The organism is Allobosea eneae (assembly GCF_042657265.1).
Taxonomy (GTDB): Bacteria; Pseudomonadota; Alphaproteobacteria; order Rhizobiales; family Beijerinckiaceae; genus Allobosea; species Allobosea eneae.
This window is the reverse complement of the sequence record NZ_JBHSLW010000116.1, coordinates 1-5,029: the sequence shown is the minus strand read 5'-3', so window position 1 is coordinate 5,029 and position 5,029 is coordinate 1. Positions and strand designations below refer to the sequence as shown.

At 60.4% G+C, this 5,029-nt stretch carries 4 protein-coding genes; 1 reads left to right on the top strand and 3 read right to left on the bottom strand.

Going from position 1 to position 5,029, the window contains the following annotated elements; genetic code table 11:
• The first annotated feature begins 107 nt into the window (after window positions 1-107).
• Entirely contained in the window at window positions 108-1,061 is a 954-nt protein-coding gene (locus tag ACFPOB_RS30135; protein WP_377801843.1) for a recombinase family protein, read from the top strand.
• Window positions 1,062-1,072: 11 nt separating this feature from the next.
• Here ACFPOB_RS30135 and repC read toward each other — a convergent pair whose 3' ends face one another.
• The 3 genes from repC to repA form a co-directional block, all read right to left on the bottom strand.
• Window positions 1,073-2,389, bottom strand: a complete 1,317-nt coding sequence (gene repC, locus ACFPOB_RS30130) for a plasmid replication protein RepC (RefSeq protein ID WP_377801842.1) — start codon at window positions 2,387-2,389, stop codon at window positions 1,073-1,075.
• A 159-nt stretch (window positions 2,390-2,548) separates the two neighbouring features.
• Entirely contained in the window at window positions 2,549-3,541 is a 993-nt protein-coding gene (repB, locus tag ACFPOB_RS30125) for a plasmid partitioning protein RepB (protein WP_377801841.1), read from the bottom strand.
• Window positions 3,542-3,619: 78 nt separating this feature from the next.
• Window positions 3,620-4,804 carry a plasmid partitioning protein RepA gene (gene repA / locus ACFPOB_RS30120; RefSeq protein ID WP_377801840.1) on the bottom strand — a complete coding sequence of 395 codons (1,185 nt, stop codon included), beginning with the start codon at window positions 4,802-4,804 and terminating at the stop codon, window positions 3,620-3,622.
• Window positions 4,805-5,029 lie beyond the last annotated feature (225 nt).

The window sequence follows — 5,029 nt, the reverse complement described above, 5'->3', positions numbered from 1 at the left end:
GTGGCTGGGGTCCACATCGCTCGCTCCAAGATGGCCTGAACAACCCCTTGGAATCACGAGTGCCCCAGTCGCTCAACCCTTTCGGGACGGGCTCTCAGGCGCTCCAAATGGCTCGCGACACCCAAAACCGAGCTTCTCGTCGACCACAGGGCCGCCTGATCGGCTATGCGCGCGTCTCAACCGACGAGCAGGCAACGGAAGCGCAGGAGATCGAGCTGCGCTCGGCCGGCTGCGATCTCATCGTCCAGGAGCATGGTTCTGGCGCCTCGCGCGCCCGCCCGGCCCTGGCGAAACTGCTGCGGGAGATCGGCGCCGGCGACACGCTCATTGTCGTCCGGCTCGACCGCCTCGCCCGCTCCGTCAGTCATCTGCTCGACGTGATCGAGGATCTGACGGAGAAGGGGGCGCATTTTCGCTCGCTGCGCGATCCAATCGACACGACGACGCCGCAGGGCATGTTCTCTCTGCAGGTCCTCGGCGCCGTGGCGCAGCTCGAACGCGCCCTGATCTCCGAGCGGACCAAGGCCGGCATCAAGGCCGCAAAGGCCAAAGGCCGGCTTGCGGGCAATCCCGGCATTCGCGAACGCCGGCCCGAGATGCTGGCGAAGATGACCGCGGCCCAAAAGGCCGCCTATGGCGATCGCATTCAGGCAACGGCGAGCCAATGGCTGCCGACGGTCAGGCGCATGCGGCCGGACCATAGCTGGGACGACATAACCCGCGTGTTGAGACAGCGCGGCTTCGACTGGACACCTGAGCGCTTGCGCCGCGCCGTCAAATGGCTGGTCAGCGAGCACATGGCCGACCGGGCGGTCTTGCGGAAGTCGCCGCCGCGTCTCCCGGAGGATCGCCTGGTCACGCTGGTGGCCGGCATCCATGTTTCGAACCCCGACCTGACGCTGCGCGAGATCGCAACCCAGCTCGAACGGCTGCACGAGCGGACCCCGCGAGGCGGCTCGAAATGGTCGCCTTCCTCGGTGAAGAACCTGATCGATCGCGCCCGCCGCTCCGGATTGATCGCCGGAGACGGCAACACGACCGAGGCCGCTGCCAAAGGATAAGCCCAGCTCCATCACGGCCTCGGCTTCTGCAAGCTTTTCAGCAGCGACGCCGAGGCCTGGATACGGGGTTTCTCAACCGATGCGCCGTCCTCAGCCGACCCCTCTTCGACCGCCCCCGCCTTCTGTGCATCGAGCCGAGCTCGCAGCAACGCCATGACCATCGGCCAGGTCGAGAATTTCTCCTCCTTCGCCCGGTCGGTCAGGCTGCGCAGATAACCACCGGCGTTGTTGATCTGTCCGGCGCGCTGATACATCGCCGCCAGCGTGATCGCGGCGTGCTGCTCACCCATGACCTCGCGCGCTTCTCGCCAGGCGCTCGGGCTGATCCCGAGCGACGGCCGGGCCAGTTCGGCTGCAGCCAGGAAATCGCGCCAGTGTCGGATTTCGCCGCCCTGCGCCAGATCCCGCAAGTTCGGGCAGGCATCGAGCACAATCCCCAAAGGCAGTTCCCGCTTCGGCAGGCTCCGGACGTTGTCGGTTTCCGCGACGATGGCGGCCGCTTCATCACTCTTTGAAAAGCCGTGTTCAGATTCAGATAGAGGGTCTGGTTTTGAATTCTGTATGTGGCGACCAGAATGGGACTCATTGGCACCCGGATTCTGAGCTTTGGCGAATGATTCCAGCACGTCACGGATCTGCGTGCAGAGATCCTGCAGATCGAGGCAAATGGCCTCCACCAGCTGCCTGGGGGCCGCGCGCGGCAACCGGCCGATGATGGCCTGATAGGTCTGCTGAACTCGGCCCCAGTTGCCCGGAACCCGCTCCTCGATGCCGGCGTCGATCATCTTGACGATGTCTCGCCGCAGCAGCGTGAGCCGCTCCTTCGCGACACGAAAAGCCTTCTTCTCGACGTGGACGGCCTCAGCCAGGTCCTTGATCTCTTCGGCGCGAGCGACGATCGGCGAGAGGTCGAAGCCATAGGCCTGTTCGATCTCCCCGCCCCTCCCCTTGCGCGCGAAGCGCTTGCCATTGGGGCTGTCGCGCCGAACGATCAGACCGCAGTCGACCAGCACCGCGATGTGCCGCCTCAGCGTCGTCGCCGGCATGCCGTTCGCGCGAGCCATGAGCTGCTCATTCGAAGGCCAAACGACGAGCTCGGCGTCGCCGGTGAGTGCGGTTTCCGGATGGAACGTCAGCAGCGCGTTGAGGATCGCGAGCGAACGATCCGTCGCACCGAGAAGTTCCCGGGCCACGCGGATGTCCTGGAAGACCTGCCATTTGTGCACGACGGCATCAGGCTTCGCCGCCTTTGCCGCCATCTGTTTTGAAATCTGGCCGAGCGTCATCGGCCGCCGCCCAAAGGGCGTCGTTGTAATGTGCGAGAACACGTTCCTTTACCTTTTGTTAGGCAAAAGAATCCGGCTCGCCAAAACGACACTGCGTTCGACGCGACTCTTGACAGCGATTCGCGGAAGTGTGATTCTCAGGCTGCTTACACGAGAGAAGGGCTTCCGGAATTCGTTTCGGGGGCCTTTTTCTTTTGCGGGTTACACCTGCGTTTTCTCCTGCTGAAGAAACTCTCCATAGAGGGCGTCGAGACGTTCAGCGAGGAATCGCCCGAAACGGGCGGAATCCTTCGACTTGAACGCGACAGAAAATGTCTTCCCGGTGTCGACCAATTCGGCCGCTAAGGCTTTGTCAGCCGGCTGCCATTTAGCTTTCGCCGGTTTATCTGGGCTGGCGCGCCGCGGCTTGTCCGCCTTCTTCAATTCTCCGAGGAGCATCTCAAATCGCACTTCGGAGGTCGCCGCCAAAAAAACCGTAGTTTGGCAGACCTGCGAGACCGTCGAACGATTTGAAGGCTTCTCGTAAAGCTGCGCAAATTCCAGCCAGCGGTCACGACCAATCGAGTTGGCCGGGCCAATGAGCAGGAGTAGATCCTCTTCAATGCGCCCCGACACCGAGAGCATTCTCGTCAGCATTGGAGCGTCGACCGACAGGGCAGTTTGGACTGTCCCGCGGTCATGGCCGCGCCCGATCAGACGCTGAGCGAAAAGCGCACGCTCAATAAAAGTAAGATTCTCGCGGGCGGAGTTTTCTTGGCCCTGCGCGATAACATGCTCTTCGTCAGAGACATTCCGGACAACCGCTTTGACCTTTCGGCCAAGCTGCCGCGCTGCTCGCAGCCGCCGATGTCCAAACACCGTTTGGTAGCGCCCGCTGTCGTTCGGATGCGGGCGAACGAGAATCGGCGTGTCCTGCCCTCGCTCTCTGATGCCGTTTACGAGCTCTTCGAACGCGACATCTTCTTGCGTCAGGCGATCGGAGACAAAAGAATCTTCGATTCGATCCGGATCGATCTCTTGAACGACCTCACCGTCGATCGGCGCCTCGGCCTGCGCGGCCTTTGCCGCGAGCTCGTTGATCGAGGCCAACATATTCTTGCTGGCCCCGCGGGAGGCGTAGCCAGGTGCGGCCGCCCTATCCGATTGGCTTGTATCGACTTCCTTGATTGCCCGGAAAATATCACGGCGCGCCATATTGGCATCTCCGAAATGCATTTAAGGTTCTGAGTTTCAATGAGAAAAGCTCGATCTGTACGGCTGACAATTCCGTCATCAGCGTGCCCTTCCCCAGCTTGTTTCGATGAGAGAAATCACTTCGGAATTAACAGCGTCGAGAGATTCCCGGGCTCGGTCATAGGTCGCCGGCGTGAACGCCGAGCGTTCGACCTCGTAGAGGGATTGTTTGGTGAGGCCCGCGTCGGAGATTGCCGTGGACTTGACCATAGGGTTCTTCAGCATCTGTCGGGCAAACATGAGTTGCATGAGCCCCACCATCTCCTGCTGGGGTACGTCCCCGGGCTCAAAGCGCGTGACGAGATAACGAAACCAGTCGAGCGACACTTTGGCACCGGCGTTCTCGATGCTCTTCAGAATATCGCCGAGCATGAGCAGGAACTGACCCATGGACATGATATCGAGCATTTGCGGGTGTACAGTGATGAGAACCGACGTCGCAGCAGCTAAAGCAGTTAGGGTGAGGTACCCGAGTTGTGGGGGGCAATCGACCACCACGACGTCGTACTGATCATCGACTTCTTCCAGCGCCGCCCCCACACGCGTAAAGAACGTGCGGCCAGCAGTCGGATCCTTTGCCCGCATCGCGATCGGCGTTTCGTACTCGTATTCCTGGAGCTCCAAGTTCGCCGGCACAATGTCGAGGGCAGGGAAGTTCGTTTTCTGAATGACCTCTGTTAGCGGCTTGCGCTCGCTGTCGTAGCGCAAGGATTCATAGAAGGAGAGATTTTGGTCGATCTCCGGCTGAATCCCGAAAAGCGCGGTTAGCGAGGCCTGGGGATCGAGATCGACGGCGAGTACCCGATAGCCCTTGAGAGCGAGGTGCTGAGACAGGTGGACAGCCGTAGTCGTCTTTCCACTGCCGCCCTTGAAGTTCACGACCGCGATGATTTGCAGCTTCTCGCCTGCTTTGCGCCGAGGAGAGCGATCGAGCAACTCGCGCAGCTCGTTGACCTGCTCTCCCGTGTAGTAGCGCCGTCCAGTAGGCGTAACGATAGGTTCAACGCCTTTCCCGGAAAGGTGCAGCTTCTTGAGATAGCTCTGCGAGACACCAATGAAGTCTGCGACCTCGGCCATTGAGAACCGGCGAAGCGACTTCTGGGCGTTTGGCGGAAATTTCTCAATGCGCAGCATTTCTAGCCGCCGAGAGATCTCGTTCGACTGCTGCAGGATCACGTCGGCGAAGGACGGTTCAGATTCTTCTTTTGTCTTTGGAACGCTCATTCGCGCCAATACCCATAGTGTCGATAAATTCGCCATCGCAGCGAAATTATCGACACCTTGGCTACGGATTCGATTCGGCGCAAGGAATTTTGGGTAAACGAAAGCTTAACGCCAAGCCTTTTGACCTAGGCAGTGTGGACGGATTGCCGCATGCGTCTGTTCGAGGATTCCTCTGACGCGGATTGTCTGATTCATGGAGAGCCGACTGATTTGGAGGTCGGCGAT

What these genes read in the sequence shown, in the direction of transcription:
- ACFPOB_RS30135 (WP_377801843.1), top strand. Translation starts at nt 108, where the DNA reads ATGGCTCGCGACACCCAAAACCGAGCTTCTCGTCGACCACAGGGCCGC.
- repA (WP_377801840.1), bottom strand. Translation starts at nt 4,804, where the DNA reads ATGAGCGTTCCAAAGACAAAAGAAGAATCTGAACCGTCCTTCGCCGAC.
- repB (WP_377801841.1), bottom strand. Translation starts at nt 3,541, where the DNA reads ATGGCGCGCCGTGATATTTTCCGGGCAATCAAGGAAGTCGATACAAGC.